At 45.9% G+C, this 15,316-nt stretch carries 12 protein-coding genes; 4 read left to right on the top strand and 8 right to left on the bottom strand.

Annotated elements, in window-relative coordinates; all coding sequences use genetic code 11:
• The first annotated feature begins 17 nt into the window (after positions 1-17).
• Positions 18-1,598 carry a SusD/RagB family nutrient-binding outer membrane lipoprotein gene (locus DYADSP32_RS21720; protein WP_149240794.1) on the top strand — a complete coding sequence of 527 codons (1,581 nt, stop codon included), beginning with the start codon at positions 18-20 and terminating at the stop codon, positions 1,596-1,598.
• 128 nt (positions 1,599-1,726) lie between these two features.
• Positions 1,727-3,028, top strand: a complete 1,302-nt coding sequence (locus tag DYADSP32_RS21725; RefSeq protein WP_149240793.1) for a sugar MFS transporter — start codon at positions 1,727-1,729, stop codon at positions 3,026-3,028.
• A gap of 219 nt (positions 3,029-3,247) precedes the next feature.
• Here the strand turns inward: DYADSP32_RS21725 and DYADSP32_RS21730 are convergent, their stop codons facing one another.
• The 6 genes from DYADSP32_RS21730 to DYADSP32_RS21755 form a co-directional block, all read right to left on the bottom strand.
• Positions 3,248-5,944, bottom strand: coding sequence for a heparinase II/III family protein (locus tag DYADSP32_RS21730; protein WP_149240792.1), 2,697 nt, complete (start codon positions 5,942-5,944; stop codon positions 3,248-3,250).
• Between the two features lie 307 nt (positions 5,945-6,251).
• Complete coding sequence (locus DYADSP32_RS21735) at positions 6,252-7,394, bottom strand: serine hydrolase domain-containing protein (protein ID WP_149240791.1); 1,143 nt, start codon at positions 7,392-7,394, stop codon at positions 6,252-6,254.
• A gap of 333 nt (positions 7,395-7,727) precedes the next feature.
• On the bottom strand, positions 7,728-8,108 hold the full coding sequence (locus tag DYADSP32_RS21740) for an XRE family transcriptional regulator (protein WP_149240789.1): 381 nt from the start codon (positions 8,106-8,108) through the stop codon (positions 7,728-7,730).
• Positions 8,109-8,131: 23 nt separating this feature from the next.
• Positions 8,132-8,425, bottom strand: coding sequence for a type II toxin-antitoxin system HigB family toxin (locus DYADSP32_RS21745; RefSeq protein ID WP_149240788.1), 294 nt, complete (start codon positions 8,423-8,425; stop codon positions 8,132-8,134).
• Positions 8,426-8,724: 299 nt separating this feature from the next.
• Positions 8,725-9,030, bottom strand: a complete 306-nt coding sequence (locus DYADSP32_RS21750) for a Barstar (barnase inhibitor) (protein ID WP_149240787.1) — start codon at positions 9,028-9,030, stop codon at positions 8,725-8,727.
• Between the two features lies 1 nt (position 9,031).
• The gene (locus DYADSP32_RS21755) at positions 9,032-9,472 is read right to left on the bottom strand and encodes a hypothetical protein (protein WP_149240786.1); all 441 of its coding nucleotides are present in this window, start codon (positions 9,470-9,472) and stop codon (positions 9,032-9,034) included.
• A 203-nt stretch (positions 9,473-9,675) separates the two neighbouring features.
• Here DYADSP32_RS21755 and DYADSP32_RS21760 point away from each other — a divergent pair, with 203 nt between their 5' ends.
• Positions 9,676-11,631 (top strand): response regulator, encoded by a 1,956-nt coding sequence (locus DYADSP32_RS21760; RefSeq protein WP_149240785.1) that lies wholly within the window; start codon positions 9,676-9,678, stop codon positions 11,629-11,631.
• Positions 11,632-11,705: 74 nt separating this feature from the next.
• Here the strand turns inward: DYADSP32_RS21760 and DYADSP32_RS21765 are convergent, their stop codons facing one another.
• Entirely contained in the window at positions 11,706-13,283 is a 1,578-nt protein-coding gene (locus tag DYADSP32_RS21765) for an FG-GAP repeat domain-containing protein (RefSeq protein ID WP_149240784.1), read from the bottom strand.
• 236 nt (positions 13,284-13,519) lie between these two features.
• The gene (locus tag DYADSP32_RS21770; protein WP_149240783.1) at positions 13,520-14,029 is read right to left on the bottom strand and encodes an SRPBCC family protein; all 510 of its coding nucleotides are present in this window, start codon (positions 14,027-14,029) and stop codon (positions 13,520-13,522) included.
• A gap of 637 nt (positions 14,030-14,666) precedes the next feature.
• Here DYADSP32_RS21770 and DYADSP32_RS21775 point away from each other — a divergent pair.
• The gene (locus tag DYADSP32_RS21775; RefSeq protein WP_414617963.1) at positions 14,667-15,137 is read left to right on the top strand and encodes a GlxA family transcriptional regulator; all 471 of its coding nucleotides are present in this window, start codon (positions 14,667-14,669) and stop codon (positions 15,135-15,137) included.
• The last annotated feature ends 179 nt before the right edge of the window (positions 15,138-15,316 follow it).

A 15,316-nucleotide genomic window follows, 5' to 3' on the forward strand; every position in this document is an offset into this window, starting at 1 on the left:
TTTTAACATTGAATATTATGAAAAGGAATATAAATCAGAAGATCAGGAAAGTGTTAACGGTTGGCACGATCGGGTTAACCGGATTTTTTGGAGCAGCCTGTACGGATGACTTCGACACGATGAACAAGAGCAAGACCGCATTGGTGGTTTTGACTCCTGCCGAATACCCCAAGTTGTTTTCGCAGGCTTTGTCTCAGGGCTCTTATCATCCCTCGTATCAGACGGCCACGAATCTTTTTGCGGATCTGTATGCGCAGTATTTTGCGACTACGACGCCCAACTTTCAGTCGGACAGGTATTTTACCAACATGTCATGGATCAATTCGCATTGGAACCCTATTTATACTCAAGTGGTACCGCAGCTGAAAACGATCTTTGATAATTACAGCCCGCAAAGCGCAGAGTACGCACTGGCCAGTGTCTGGTGGGCATTCTCATTCCACCGGGTAACCGATTACTACGGGCCCATCCCTTACTTCGACGCCGGTATTCCTGCACAGAGTGTAAAGTATGATGCGCAAAACCTGATCTACGATGATTTCTTCAAGAGACTGGACGCCGCCGTGGTGATATTGAAGGCAAAAACGGCTGAAAAACCTTTTGGCAATTCGGATATCATCTATGCCGGTGATGTAAACAAATGGATCAAATTTGCCAATACCTTGCGTCTTCGTCTGGCACTTCGTATTTCAAAAGTGGACCCCGCCCGCGCCAAAACAGAGGCGGAGGCAGCTGTGGCTTCCGGTGTTTTCACGGCCGTAACCGATGATGCCATGATGGTCAGAACAGCTGTGAGCAGTGCCGATGCCAATGGCCTTTCCAGGATTGCAGCCTGGGGCGAATTCCGTATGAGCTCCACCATGGAATCGATCCTGAAGGGGTATAATGATCCGCGTATGGCGCAGTTTTTCCAGCCATCGTTCAACACTAAAACCTACGAAGGCTTGCGAAACGGCCTGAGCCCTGCACAATTGATTGAAACATTGAATACCAATGATAACAACTCAAATATTGGTGCGAGATGGATCAGAAATACCGGTACCGCCTCGGGATGGGAGAATTTGCTTGCGGTAAAAGCAGATATCATGCATGCTGCGGAGGCTTACTTCCTCAGAGCGGAAGGTGCATTGAATGGATGGAATATGGGGACAGGTACGGCTGAGAGTTTTTACAATGAGGGCATCCGGACTTCCATGGCAACCTGGGGATATACCGGGGCCGCTGTTGAAACTTACATCGTTGGAACCACGCCGCCGATCGCGCCGGGGGATGGACAAAACTCCCCTGCGGTAAGTAATATTCCGGTAAAATGGGGTGCTACGGAAGCTGTTCAACGGGAGCAGATCGGCACCCAGAAATGGCTGGCGGTGTACCCGGATGGTTGTGAGGCTTGGGCAGAATTCAGAAGATCACGCTTTCCAAAGCTGTATCATGTGGTCAATTCGGTTAACCCCGATGTGCCCAATACGGCCTTCATACGACGATTCCCGTTTATTGATTCTGAAAAAGCGAACAACAAGGCTGCTGTAACAGAGGCAGTTAAATTGCTCAATGGCGAAGATAAAGCAAGTACGCCGTTGTGGTGGGATAAAAACTAATTATCAAAACAGTGGGGGCTGATCTCCCAGGGTATCCCCGGGCAGCATGTGTTGCGGCGGGGATACCTTCATGTTTTATGGCAGGCCTGCCAAAAGACCTAAGTTCAATAAGCTAATCAACTTCAGGAATGTCAAGATTGAAATCGTACATCTATCCGCTCGTAATCATCGGGATATTGTTTTTTGTATTTGGTTTTATTACCTGGGTCAATGGCATCCTTATTCCCTATTTTCAGATTTGTCTGGAGCTGTCCAATTTTCAGTCTTTGTGGGTCGCGTTCGCGTCGTACATTGCCTATTTTTTCATGGCCATTCCGTCGGCCTGGATTTTGAAATACACAGGTTACAAAAAGGGAATGGTGCTGGGGCTGGTGGTAATGGCGGTGGGTACGATCACCTTTATTCCCGCAGCATATTCCCGCACTTATTTTCTTTTTCTGAGCGGCCTGTTTGTGACCGGAACGGGTCTTGCCCTGCTACAAACCGCCGCGAATCCGTACATTGCCATCATTGGTCCACCGGAGAGCACTGCACAGCGTGTAGGATTTATGGGCATAGCGAATAAGACAGCTGGAATACTAAGTCAGCGTATTCTGGGGGCCATATTCCTGCTCAATGCGGATACGATCGTTGCCAGTGTCAGCCGTGCCAGTGCACGGGAAAAGGCGGTCATACTGGATGGATACATCTTAAAAGTGGTCAATCCCTATCTGGTGATCACCGCGATACTGCTGGCATTGGCTGTCATGATTTATTTTTCAAATCTGCCTGAGGTGGAAGAGGATCGTCAGGTGGAAAAGAAGGAGTCGGGAATTGAGATGGAGCCAAGATCTTCGGTGTTTCAATATCCTTACCTTGTTCTGGGCGTAGTGGCACTGTTTATGGCGGGTGGTTGTGAGGTGATTCCGATTGATGGTATTATCCTGTACAGCCGTTCATTGGGCATTCCGTTGCAGGAGGCGAGGCATTTTGCGGAATATTCACTTTATGCCATGCTGGTGGGCTACGTAGCTAGTACCATACTGATTCCGAAATGGTTGTCTCAGGAATCGGCACTGAAATATTGTGCTGTTGCTGGTATGGCGCTGATCCTTGGTGCCTATTTCAGCCCGGGAATGATCTCTGTCTATTGTCTGATTGGTACCGGTTTTGGGGCAGCATTGCTTTGGGGTACGATCTGGGGCTTGGCCATTCAAAATCTCGGTACATTTACAAAATTGGGCGCAGCGTTATTGCTGATGTCGGTGATTGGCGGAGGAATTTTTCCACTGATTTTTGGCACTCTGATCGATTACAACCCTGCCTGGCCACAGACCTCCGTGCTGGTGCTGATTCCATGTTATGCATTTCTTTTTTATTATGCGACCTGGGGTTTTAAGCGACAAAAGTGGAGCACGGAAACCGAGTTGAATTTGAAGGAGGTGATTTGATTTTTCGCACTTTATTCAACCTTGATCCTAACGGATCATTTGAAAACGATCAGCATCGATGGCTATTTTCAAGCTCGCCTGTGGAGAGCGAATCGAGGCATCCATGGCCGTAAGTTGTCATAATTTAGGTCAATGTCAAATTATTCCCAGTACTTGGTTGTATCGTTCCGCAGCATACTTTGGTCGGGTATTTGCACAAGTATTTATCTCGAATAAGGCCTATTGAACAACAGTATGCCAGTTTAACTTACCATTCTTTACCGAGGCACAAACAAAATGCCCGGGGAAGTTATTGATCTCATTGCCTGTCTTTACCTGCAACACTCCCTCTTGATCTGCACGCATGATGTGATCAGTTCCTCCGGCCGTATCGATGATCAGTGCACCATCAACAAACCTTACATTGCGTACAAAGGGCTTAGCCGAATCATAACCTTCAAATACAGAAATAAAAGTTTTGGCAGAATCACCCGTAGTGCGCCGTATACAATAGGGGACAGTAGCGCCGATATCTGTGTTTTTCCAGTCGCGCTGCCCCCAGCCATCGCCCATAAATACCTCTTCTTCGGATGGCGCAACGGACCAGGCTGTACACTTTAGTGCTCCCTCTGCCTGCCAGGTGATACGCCATACACCACTACTTTTTCCCGACTGTACATTTGTCAAATCATAGATTGTTCTATCGCCAAGGGGGCTCAGAGTGATACCGTCAAGCGTATTTTTCGTATCGTGCGTATGGAAAACATAATCCTGTTTGTCGCCTCCTTTGACCGTGAAAAAGTCGATTACATAACTATCTCCGTTCCCATGATCAATGATTGCTGAAGTGCGCCGGTAAACACTGGTTTCCTGGTAGGCTTCCGAAGAGGCCTCCATCATTTTCACATGTTTGTCAGTAAAAAAATGATGCACCGTTCCGCCTCGCTCTTTCGCTCTTTGTTCTTTTTCGTTGATCAAAACAGTATTGTGCGCCAGTGTCCGCATCGTGGTCTGGTATTTGAGCGGGTGATCCCATAAATACCCAAGATCCGACAAAATCTCACAGCCCTTTTTCCAATAATATAAGTTGAGGCTGTCGCGTTCATGGTGACCTCTATAATGACTGGCACTCAGTGTTAACAGGCTTTCACGACCATCCGGCCCGGTACGCATATGGCCTATCCGGAGATCTGCCGGACACCAGTCTTTGAGCGTCAAAGCGGGAGAAGCAGTGTTTTCGAGACCCGGGGCTCTGTAATACACAGAAAATGAATAGGTGCTATTGGGTTTGGCAAGGTCGTAAGGCAAAATCAGTGCAGAGGATTCCGGCTTTTTCAAATCATCTCCGTAATAAGCCTGCGCAATAGGTCCCGAGGGTATGGAAAGGTCATTTCCACATATTTTTTTAAGTAAAGCCAGGTATTCCTTTTTTTTAGGATAATTGGCAACCATCAATTCGACGTACGCGGGGTCTAGTTTTAAGTTACGGAAGGAATCTGCATAAGGCGGATAGTTGAGATCACCCTGCAATCCATTGAAAAAAGCAGCCCAAACATTCTTATACGCCATGTCATCATATAGATTGAGTGAGTCCATACGCTTGCCGCTTTGGTCGGTATATCCGACTGGATCGGAATAGCCCCGAGCCGCCTGCGCCATGTCCCATATGCCACCGAGTGTCATCAGACCATAGAAAGGAGATTCACTGGTGGTGCCATCAGGCAGAAACCAGTCATTGACAGTTTTGCCAAAACCTTCCAGGCCAAATCGTACCAGTTCCGGATGTCCCGTACACATGCCCACCAGCGCTACTGCCGTGCGGTTACTGACCGATTTATTGTTAATCAGCTTATCACAAACCAGTAATATTGTGCTTTCCAAAAGGAGATCCCGCTCAATTTTTTTACGCTGTTCGTCACTGTAAACAGGCTCACCCGTGCTGTGAGAGGCGGTGCAGGTCAGGTCGTAGGCTTCCACAGCCTTACGGATAAAGTCCGATTCCAGCCCTACACCACTTGCCCGGCCGGCACTCCAGTGACCAGTCCATAAGGCCCCATCCGGTTTGTTTGGAGGGGGAGTCAATTCCGGTTGTGGCAGATTCTTGATATGCTGAGATGCCGTGCGTGGATCCATATCGGCATATTCTCCATAACCTACATGGACCAGCCAGTTTGGATAACATTCCGCAAATCTCAAAAGGATATCATGGCAGGCTATGGCATACGCTGGTTTTTTGCTCACTGTAAAAGCTTCTGCGAGCATGCGTGCATAATTAATCATCCACTGCACTTTTCTGGCGCGGATGTTGGCTGTGAAGCTGGGCCTCCCCTTCATGAAGCCAAAGATGACGAATGGATCACCACCCAGAAATGTCAGGTTTTGAGGCTTACCCCATTTCGTTTTAAGTACTACATCTTCGGGATATTTGGCATTGGGAAATGTGGATTTGCAGACCGTACATGTGATTTCATCTGCCTGGGCTATATCCCATTCCCACAGCCCATGCGGGTGAACCGGCTTTCCCTGATCGCGACAAGCCGGACATGGGGTCCAGAGCGGATCGCCCGGCGTAGTTTCTTCAATCAGGCCGACCAGGGCTTCGGGTTTTACAAGATGCAGAAAGAGCTGAGCATACTTTTCTATGTTGACGGCATAATTCCGGGCCCAGGGGTATCTTTTTATATTCTCCCCGGCCTTTGCAATATCCACTTTTTTGATGGCCAATACCGGGTGCTGCACCTGGTCGCGGTAGCGCTCCCACAGAGACCAATCCAACAAAGCGTCTGTATCTGTACTATTTGGATAGGCAGTTCCGGCCGTAGGCAGGTTCCCAACAGCCCAAAGACCGATCGTTGTTTTGGATACATGGGCGATAAATTGCCTTCTGTCCAGTTTTGCAGAATTATCGTTACGGTAGCCGGGGATTTGGGTAGCCATGGAAAATTGTTGGGTTTAGGTAGAATGGGGACTCAGCCTTTCTGCACGATAGGGTCAACAGGTGTCAATAGAGCCAATTGTTAACGTACCCGTAATTTAATTACCCAATTTCATAACTAAAAATTTAAGAAGGACTATGTTGGTCAGGTGATGGTGTCGATGATATTAAATTGTGATTGTGATCTGAGTTTGCTTAGGTAATGAATAGAAAATAGGATCAACTTATTTTTTAGTCCCTTGCCCTTGTTCGTCTCCTCACAAACGTTCCTTGTTGTTTGTAAAGACGCGTTTGGCGGTATCATGTCCATTACTCTTTGATTTTATTCAGTGCTGTTAAAAGTTCAAAAGGGAGTTCATAAATATCGGGTTCTCCTTCTGAATAATTCCTCATAAATATGATTCCATAGTTATTCTCTTTGGCAAACGCAAAGTTGGCAGTATAACCCGCAACCGCTCCTCCATGATTAACAATGGTCGGTTCCTCTACCTGATTAATAAAAAATCCTACGCCGTAAGAATTTTGCTCTCCGATACCGATCATTTTATTTTGCATCAGGGCCAAATTTTTGGACGTTACAAGATTGGGTGAAGCACCCCGGATGCACCGCATGAATTTTGCTAAATCGTTGGGAGTGGAATAGATGCCGCCATTAGGAACTTTGTATCCCCTGCCAGCGTGCTCTAACAGCGGCGTTTTGGTGTCTGTTTCCCCGCCAGAAAGCGCCTGCATGCCCGCTGACAAATCGGATTTTCTTTCCTTAGGAACTATAAAATAACTTGAATTCATATGCATGGGCTCAAAAATCCTTTTCTGAATTAACTCAATGAAGGGCTTTTTTGCTGCCTTTGAAAGAGCCAATCCTAAAATTCCGTATCCAATATTGGAATAGCTGAATTTCTCTCCAGGGCTGGATTCCAATGAGGTAGTCGGAATGGCCTGCAAAATTTTACTTTCCCAATTGTCAATGGAACCCGAAGCTGCGTCTGCTAATTCCGGTTCTCTCATCAATCCGGCAGTGTGTGTAGCCAGTTGTTGGAAAGTAATTTTTGTAGCACCAGAATACCCTTTGAGTTTTTTTATCTCAGGAAGATATAATTCAACAGGATCATTCAAATGAATAATGCTATCCTGTATCAGTAGCATCATTAAAAAGGCTGTGAATGGTTTAGAGATTGACCCAATCCGATAAATCGTCGCTGTATCTGACATAGAATGCGTTGACAGATCGGAAACGCCATATGCCTTTGACCATATGACTTTATCTTTTTTTACAATAGCGCCCGATATACTTCTATCCTTGGGCAAGTTTTCTGAAATGACCTTCTCGAGTTCCTGGATAATTTCTTTCTCGCTGTTTTTTTCTTCAAAATCATGGTGGGAGGATGAGCAACCAAGAAAAAAGACGGATAGAATAAGATATATCAATTTAGTTCTCAGTATTTTAAACATGATTCTCTGAATTTTTTAGGTGAATAACTGGTGGGCAGACTCCTGAAATTTTGTTTATAACTTCCACCTGACGGATTATTCCCATTGGACAAGTAACCGATGATTTTCGAATCTAGTCAAATGGGGCAGGAATACCTTGAAAGAGATCCTCCAACGTTTGTATGGCGAATCCACCAATGTTTGTGTCCCTCAAACATTTTTGCTCCATGCAGCACAAACAACTGCTCAATGCCGTGCTCGGTAACATCGTAATGATTGCGGATCGTCCGCCCTTTTAGGTCATCGGGAACCAGGTTCATACACTTACTACCCAATGTGTTAAAATTAGTCAAACTATCTTAATTCATATTCTGCAATCAAAGCATCACCTGGGATGTGAAGTAGTTTACTGAATTTTCGGATCATGGTTAGTGATAGGGCCTGTTTATAATTCAGTACCTTACTTACCGTGCCTTTGTCACCATATTCATTAGCTAGATCCACAGGTTTGAAGCCGAAGTCTTCCATTCGAATCTTAATCAGCTCGATAGGATCCACATCCGGTAATTGGACAGTTTTTTCGTCAAAGTCTGAAATGAGATGGGCTAGTAAAAGCTTTTCCTTATGCTCAGATGTACCTTTCTCCGCATACTTAATATCCTCGTAACGGGCAAGTGCATCCTTGTACTCTTGCTCAGTCTCTATCAGGAACCAGTTTGATTTTGTTTTTTTCATATATAATATGACCATTCTCGAACTCAAACTGTCGAAGCGTCAACCGCATCATATTCAGTATGTGTTCCTATAAATCTTATTTCAACAATTTGGTCTTCGTAGTTAATTTCAACGATAAGACGGTATTTATTTCCTACTATCTTGAATCTGGCTCGGCTTCCTGGAATTATAGAGGCGTTTGGAAAGTCTTCTAATACGTCAAGTCCTTTTTCCCATTTTGCCTCTTTTACAACCTTTCTCCAGACGGTTAAACTTTTGCCAGCATCTGCATGCTTAATTGCAAACCTTTCCAGTTTGCGTAATTGAATAATGATCATTTCGTGAATGATTTAGTTTAGGTGTTGTGCCAGTTACGTTCATATTAAAGGATGTTTAGTTAAAAGGTTATTTTACTACACAAAGAAATAAAATAGTTGGCAAAATGCCAACTATTAATAGATAATATTTTTTCCATGGAGCTCGACTCAAGAATGTGTCTGTTGTGTTTTACCTCCAACGTTTGTGTCCTCACAAACATTTTTTGGACTAACCCTCCAGCCTCAATTCAATATTTTTGTGATCCGCGAAAATCTCGATGAGTATGTCACAAAGCGTTTGTCCGATGCCCTGGTCAAGTTCATTCAACTTGTTTTTGAAAAGTTGAATGTTGTACGGGTATCCTTGGTTTATTTTCATCTCGTAGTATCTTCTGGTTTCGGTAACCCAGAGCGTCTTTGCTTTTTGAGAAATTCTGCCAGATCACGACCACAGGCTCCCCTGGTTCAAAAACCCCAAATCCGCCATAAAGAATGTCGTTGAGTGCGTCCAGGCTATGGCTCATTTTCCAGCCGGTATCGTGCATGAAAAGGCTGTTCATTTCCTGATAGCAACCAGCCAGATCCGAAAAATTTTCGCCGTTGATGACGATGGTCTTTTTATTCATACTATCTCAAAAACTTACCGGCATGGGCATAAATATACGCTTCCGATTCGCGGATCAAAGAGGATGGCAGTGTTTGTAAAACTCTTAAATTTGCTCTTAACCGTTCGCTTTCAACCGGATCAAGAGCGAAAGACCTGGTAGATAACCGATCCGTAACCACAGTGTCGGACAGGATCAGCTTGACAACGACCGGATTTTTGGTCAGCCATTCCTGATTTGCCTGAGCCAGTATTCCAGGCGTCAATATTTGAAAAAAATCATAGTAAGGCTCGCCAAACCTGAATACCAATACGGGTAAGGGCGCGGAGTGATCCATCCTGAAATGTATTTTCGAATCCGTTGCCAGTATATCGTCTTTGAAATGGGTATTCTTCAAAATGACATGGAGCGCATCCGGTGCTGGCTGTAAACGGGCCACGTCGGGAGGGGTAGCATGCATCATGTGTATTTTTTACCAAACTGGCGGAACTTGTTGCTCCTGTAAAGTTACAAACGACTCGACCTATTTCTGATATTTAGTGAAAAACCAGTTTTTGAAAGAAATTATTGTTCAGAAAATGGTTATTTAATGATGATCTTGTGAAAGATTTATAAGTCAAAAGGCAAGTCCCACGGACACCTGCAATTTCCCAATTCCTTGAACGAATGAAAACGAAGATTCTGCTGGTTGATGATGAAGTGGACATGGAGGGTCTGTTCAAAATGAGGTTCCGGAAGAAGATCCAGAGCGGACATTACGAGTTTGTATTTGTCCCTGATGGCTTGTCGGCCCTCGCAATGCTCGAACAGCAGCCGGACATCGATCTGGTGTTAAGCGACATCAACATGCCGGGGATGGATGGCCTTTCGCTACTGGAAAGATTGCCGGAAATCAATCCGGTCATCCGCACGATCATGATCACGGCCTATGGGGATATGAATAATATCCGGACGGCCATGAACCGGGGGGCGTTCGATTTCGTAACGAAGCCTATCAATTTTACAGATCTTGAAGTAACCATTGACAAGACGATCACCTTTGTGTCCCAGCTGCGTGAAACGGCCGTACTCAAAGCGGTCGACGAAATGAAAACGCGTTTTTTTGCCAATATCACCCATGAGATGCGGGCACCACTTTCGCTCATCGTGTCGCCGGTGGACAAGTTGCTGGAAAACCTGACTTTACCGGGCTTTTTACTCAACCAGTTGTCTGTGGTAAGACGAAACGCCTGGCAACTGTTGCGTCTGATCAATCAGCTTTTAGATATCAACAAGCTGGAAGCCAGGCAGATGGATCTGGTCAACGAGGTAGGAGACCTGCCTGGATTTGTAGCACAGCTTGTAGATATATTCAGGCCCTCGGCAGACATCAAGCAGCTTGCGCTTGACTATCAGACGGATTTAGAGCCCGGCAACTATCTTTTTGATGCAGGTAAATGGGAAAAAATCATGTACAACCTGCTTTCCAATGCAATCAAATTTACCGAATCGGGATCGGTCTCGGTCAACCTGATGCAGACGGCAGAAGGAGCAAGGCTGATTGTCAGCGATACGGGTATAGGGATAGCGGCAGATGAATTACCCCATATTTTCGATCGGTTTTATCAGGCCGGTAATTTCAGGAAAAATGGGTACGAAGGAACGGGAATTGGTCTGGCGCTGGTGCAGGAGCTCGTTCGCCGAATGGGCGGTGAGGCTCGATGCGAAAGCCCTGCATCTTCCACTATGGGCGGAACCCGATTTTTGTTGGATATTCCCGTGCAAAAAATAAATAATCAGATTGCGGGGCTAACAGTAGCAGAACCAAGGTTAAAAGTTGATCCTGTTCCGTTAGCTATTTCTGATTCGCAGGCGGTTGTGTTAAACGACAGCAGTCCATTGGTGCTAGTAGTGGAGGACAATGCCGAGCTTCGTGAATTTATCGTTGCAGAACTTGCCAGTACTTATCGCATACGCTCCGCAGCGAATGGCCATGAAGGATGGATAGCGGCGAAGGAGGAACTGCCCGATGTGATCATTTCGGATCTCACCATGCCCAGAATGGATGGATTTGAATTGATAGAGAAATTGAAATCGGACCCCGAAACAGACCATATTCCTGTGATTTTGCTGACTGGCAACATTGGTCACGCAAGTCGTTTGAGAGGTTTGGCATCGGGGGCTGTGGATTATCTGACCAAACCGTTCCATTTGGGCGAATTGCACCTGCGGATAAGGAATCAGCTGACCAGTCAGCAGAACTTGCGAAGGCATTTGAGGGAACAACTGGCCAGACCTGATGCCGTAGGCTCTGCGGAAACTGTTCAAAGTCAGTTTTTAGGCAAACTCTATCGCCTTGTTGGGCAGCGCCTGGACGATTCCGCGCTTTCCGTTGAGTGGCTGGCGGATGAAATGGGTATGAGCCGGAAATCCCTTTACCGAAAGGTGCAGAGTGTCATTCAGTTGTCACCAAGTGACCTCATTACGCAATACCGTCTCCGAAAGGCAATCGAGTTCCTCAGGGCCGGACACAACGCTTCCGAAACAGCCTATATGACCGGGTTTGAATCCCCTTCTTATTTCGCAAAAGTGTTCAGGGATTTTTACCAAAAGACCCCCAGCGAATTTGTGAAAGGCATGTGAATGCAACCAACTGAATAAATGTTTCCGGATCTGCGAACCTGAGGTGGATGTGGTAAGCGTCAAGCCCGGTCAGCCTAGCGAATCGTGTTTTCCAGAACCACCACGGAAGGACTTGTTGTCAGCCATTTTTTGCCCAGGCCCGTGGTATCACCCATGGGCAGAAAATAGACGAATGACCCCAGCACCAGATCAATGTCGCCGTCCGCGTCCATATCGCCGGCATCCATAACCACCCACCGTCCCTTTGAAGATTCGGGAAAGGAATAGTCTTCAAACTTCATCTTTCCTGTATTTTTCAAATAGATAAAGCTTTCTTCGGGATAGCGGAGATAGTCCGGGAAAAACGAAATAGCGGCAATGTCCAGGTCACCATCCAGGTCGTAATCCCGTACCATGGCCTTGTAGGCGCCGTTGAGCTGGTAAAAATACGATTGCTTAAAGTTGGCCTTCCCATCGTTAAGAAATATATAGACACCGTGGTAATTTTTCAAAATCGGGGTTTTGTCCGCATTGTCTCCACACACGTACACGATGTCATCAAAACCATCTTTGTTGAAATCGGCCAGTTCAATATGCTGCGAACCATTCAGGGGCAGAAACGAAAGCAACCGCCTTTCCACAAATTTACCTGAACCCTGATTTTCATAAAGAAACACCCCTTCGTCACCCTGCGCCATGAGTACGTAAATGTCGGGCAGTCCATCGTTATTGGCGTCCTTGATGATGGCCGTGCTCGCACCCGGTTTTTCCCGTAATACTTTTTTATTATAACCGCCTTTTCCGTTGTTTTCATACCAGGCCAATTGCCCGGTTTGTCCTCCGAATTCACAGGCCACCACATCCTCAAATCCATCTTTGTTCAGATCCCCGTATGCCATAAAAACGGGCCTTCGGAGACCGGTTATGGCGATATTTCCCATTTTGTAACCTGGCTGCGACCCGTTCTTTACCCACCGTTGCAAAGAGCCATCCCGTGCATCATTCGGGAAGATCCCTTTTCCCACACTGGTTAGGTACAGATCATTGGCCTTTTCATAAAGATGAATTGGAGTTGATTCCAGTGAAATGCTGTAATTCTCTTTCAGGCCGGGTGTCAGGAAGGTCAGGATACTGCGTCGGCCTTTGCCATCACTGAATACGACACCCCGGTTGTCGGGTAGGATTTTGACCATGGATGTCAATGGGGGGCGATGCGCAAAAGAGGCCTCTTTGTATTTGAAGTGTTTCAAGCCCATCCTGATTTTACTTGTACGAAGAGGAGGCAGGATGGTGTCGGGGGCATTGTCTATATAAAACTTCTGTATTTTTTGCCAGTCATCCATGCCCAGAACGGGCCTTTCAGGAAACACATTGGCGTTTCGGACAATGGTGCCGTTTTCACCTGGTTCAAACAAACTGTCGGGCCTGGCTCCACCGTTGTATATACCCATCCGGTTACCCATAGAGGGCAGCACATATTTTTCCCAGCTGGTTTTGGATAACAGTTCGGGATTTACATAATTATGACAACGGCTGCAGTGTGTTATTGCCAGCTCCCTGCCGGAAAGCCCGGTGGAAGGAATGTTGTTAAGCGCTGCCTGGTCATTCTGTTTTTTTGAATTACAGGAAATAAACAGATAGAACAGAATACAAAACAGGGTCAATCGGGTCATTGCAACGAGGTAGAAAATCTTGTTTGGGCAGTTTCAGGCGTGCCGTGGCAGAATATCACAAAGGTAACTCAACAAAAAATGTGCTGCGATATAATGCGACACATTTGAACAAATTTCCCATGAGGACATGTCAACACCTTTCCGGCTTATTAAGAAGTCATACTGAAATATTCTTTATTAGTACCAGTGATTTGCCGCGGGGAACCGAGATTGCTGTTTAGCAGGAGAAGGTGAATTCAGGATGGAATACCTTCGTTCGCCTCTGCTTCTCCCAGTCTTTTCTCATTTTCTGTCTGTGGCTTGCCTTTGGCATTTGGTTTGCCTTGTCCGGTGGTGATCAGCGCATACAAGCTGTTTTCAATATAATGGGTCCAGGCGCCCCGGCAGACTTCGTAGCATTCGTAGGCGGGCACCAGCCCCTTATGCGTAAAGCGGACCTCCGTTTTACTCCCTTTTTCTGAGATGTCAAAAATGATCTGCGTGCCGGTCCATTCAGCTTTGTCCTCCGTGAACTTAAAATAATTTTCCACAACCTGCCATACGACCTTCTTGTCGGGAATTACCTCTGTTAATTTCATGTGCGACCGATGTACATCTTCGTAATGATACCAGAATTCATCATGGGTCTTTTCGGTATTTCCTTCAATTTCCTCTGACCACCAGCCACGGACATCAGTGATTGCCCGGAACGCTTCCTCTGGGGTTTGGTCTACCACAATGGTGGTAGTGAAATCAGGTGTAGTCATATCATGATTGTTTGGATGATGAGGTAAAATTACGGATCTGGTATCAAATTCAACAGTGTAAAATGGACAACTGTACGGGTTGATTTGGACAGGTCATATCGATATCTTTGTTGAAAAAGATCGGCATGAAAAACGTGATCATTGTCGTCCCGGATGGACACATTAATTTGAGCAGCATCACAGGGTCGTTTGAAATACTGACCCGTGCCAATGATTATTGGCAAAAAATCGGGAACAGGCCGTGCATGAAGGTGCAGATCGCAGGCTTTGTTCCGGAACTCAAACCGGGTACAGGTTTTTTTTCCATATCTCCGTCCGACATCCGTGACACGGGCCGGGCGGATCTTGTGATCATACCCTCTCTATCTTACGATTTTGACCAGGTCCTGCAACACAACGACGCGCTGGGCGCTGGATTCGCGATCAGTACAAAGGTGGTGCCGAAATCGCCAGCATCTGCACCGGTGCGTTTCTACTGGCCGCTACGGGTCTTCTGGAAGGTAAATCCTGTTCTACGCACTGGAATGCTGCCAACGACTTCAGGCGACTATTCCCTAACGTTAATCTTGAGATCGATAAACTGATGTGTGTCGAGCCTGGATTGTATACAAATGGAGGTGCCTATTCATTTTTAAACATGATCCTTTTCCTGATTGAAAAGTATTTTGACAGACAAACAGCTATTTTGTGTTCGAAAATTTTTCAGATTGATTTTGATCGAAGCGCTCAGTCACCCTTTTTCATTTTTCAGGCGCAGAAGAATCATGGAGATGAAGTCATCAGAAAAGCGCAACTTTATATTGAAGAAAACCTGAGCGAGAAGTTCTCTTTTGAAAACCTGGCCTCGCACCTTGCCATCAGCAGAAGAAATTTTGACAGGCGTTTTAGTAAAGCAACCGGTAACACACCCGTGGAATATTTACAACGTGTAAAAGTAGAGGTGGCAAAAAGTACGCTGGAAAAGGGAGGGAAAAGTATTTTCGAAGTGATGCTCGAAGTAGGTTACACGGATGAGAAGGCTTTCAGGGAAGTTTTTAAAAGAATTTGTGGCGTATCTCCACTGGATTATAAAGCGAAGTTTAGCAAGGAAAGGGTAATGGTAGTCTGAGGCTTCCCCTGGCAGACCATCGCGCGATATTGTGCTAAAAAACCGGGTGCACGGTCATGAATGGCATATTATTTATGTATCAATTATAATAACAAATTACCATCAAAATATAATATAGGAAGAATGCGTCATATTAACGTTTCACGATAGGATTTGTTAATAGTGACCTCAACCCTTCC

The sequence above is a fragment of the Dyadobacter sp. 32 genome, from assembly GCF_902506755.1.
Taxonomy (GTDB): domain Bacteria; phylum Bacteroidota; class Bacteroidia; order Cytophagales; family Spirosomataceae; genus Dyadobacter.

Excerpts from the sequence above, each read along its gene's own strand:
- DYADSP32_RS21720 (WP_149240794.1), top strand. The coding sequence starts at position 18 with ATGAAAAGGAATATAAATCAGAAGATCAGGAAAGTGTTAACGGTTGGC.
- DYADSP32_RS21725 (WP_149240793.1), top strand. The coding sequence starts at position 1,727 with ATGTCAAGATTGAAATCGTACATCTATCCGCTCGTAATCATCGGGATA.
- DYADSP32_RS21730 (WP_149240792.1), bottom strand. The coding sequence starts at position 5,944 with ATGGCTACCCAAATCCCCGGCTACCGTAACGATAATTCTGCAAAACTG.
- DYADSP32_RS21735 (WP_149240791.1), bottom strand. The coding sequence starts at position 7,394 with ATGTTTAAAATACTGAGAACTAAATTGATATATCTTATTCTATCCGTC.
- DYADSP32_RS21740 (WP_149240789.1), bottom strand. The coding sequence starts at position 8,108 with ATGAAAAAAACAAAATCAAACTGGTTCCTGATAGAGACTGAGCAAGAG.
- DYADSP32_RS21745 (WP_149240788.1), bottom strand. The coding sequence starts at position 8,425 with ATGATCATTATTCAATTACGCAAACTGGAAAGGTTTGCAATTAAGCAT.
- DYADSP32_RS21750 (WP_149240787.1), bottom strand. The coding sequence starts at position 9,030 with ATGAATAAAAAGACCATCGTCATCAACGGCGAAAATTTTTCGGATCTG.
- DYADSP32_RS21755 (WP_149240786.1), bottom strand. The coding sequence starts at position 9,472 with ATGATGCATGCTACCCCTCCCGACGTGGCCCGTTTACAGCCAGCACCG.
- DYADSP32_RS21760 (WP_149240785.1), top strand. The coding sequence starts at position 9,676 with ATGAAAACGAAGATTCTGCTGGTTGATGATGAAGTGGACATGGAGGGT.
- DYADSP32_RS21765 (WP_149240784.1), bottom strand. The coding sequence starts at position 13,283 with ATGACCCGATTGACCCTGTTTTGTATTCTGTTCTATCTGTTTATTTCC.
- DYADSP32_RS21770 (WP_149240783.1), bottom strand. The coding sequence starts at position 14,029 with ATGACTACACCTGATTTCACTACCACCATTGTGGTAGACCAAACCCCA.
- DYADSP32_RS21775 (WP_414617963.1), top strand. The coding sequence starts at position 14,667 with ATGATCCTTTTCCTGATTGAAAAGTATTTTGACAGACAAACAGCTATT.